The sequence below is a fragment of the Streptococcus sp. GMD6S genome (assembly GCF_000297015.1).
In genome coordinates this window covers 1-559 of sequence record NZ_AJRH01000258.1, presented here as the reverse complement: position 1 = coordinate 559, position 559 = coordinate 1, and the positions used below count along the sequence as shown (strand labels likewise).

General features: G+C 44.5%; 1 protein-coding gene. It reads left to right on the top strand.

Features of this window, described 5'->3' with window-relative positions:
- A partial coding sequence (locus GMD6S_RS10030; RefSeq protein ID WP_000309208.1) for a beta-ketoacyl synthase N-terminal-like domain-containing protein occupies positions 1–559 on the top strand: 559 nt, incomplete at both ends.

Genomic DNA, 559 nt, shown 5'->3' with positions numbered 1-559 from the left:
AGTGCTTTGGAAAAAGCCAATGTCAAACCAGAGCAGGTAGACGAAGTGATTATGGGGAATGTACTAGGCGCAGGTTTAGGTCAAAACGTAGCTCGTCAAATGAGCATTCATGCAGGACTCCCTGAATTTACACCAGCCTTTACTATCAACAAGGTTTGTGGTTCCGGTTTGAAGGCAGTGCAGTTGGCTGCTCAAGCAATTCAGTGTGGCGATGCAAATATTATCGTAGCTGGTGGTGCAGAAAACATGAGTCAGGCGACATACGTTATGCCAAGCTTCCGTTGGGGCGGCCGTATGGGCGATTCAAAAGTGGTAGATACCATGATTAAGGACGGTTTGTCTGATGCTTTTAACGAATACCATATGGGGATTACAGCTGAGAATGTGGCTGAAAAATATGGCATCAGTCGAGAAGAGCAAGATGCCCTTGCTTTAGAGTCACAAAAACGAGCAGTTGCAGCTATAGAATCTGGTCGTTTTAAAGAAGAGATTGTGCAAGTTGTCATTCCTCAACGCAAAGGCGATCCTATCGTTTTTGATACAGATGAATATCCTAGAA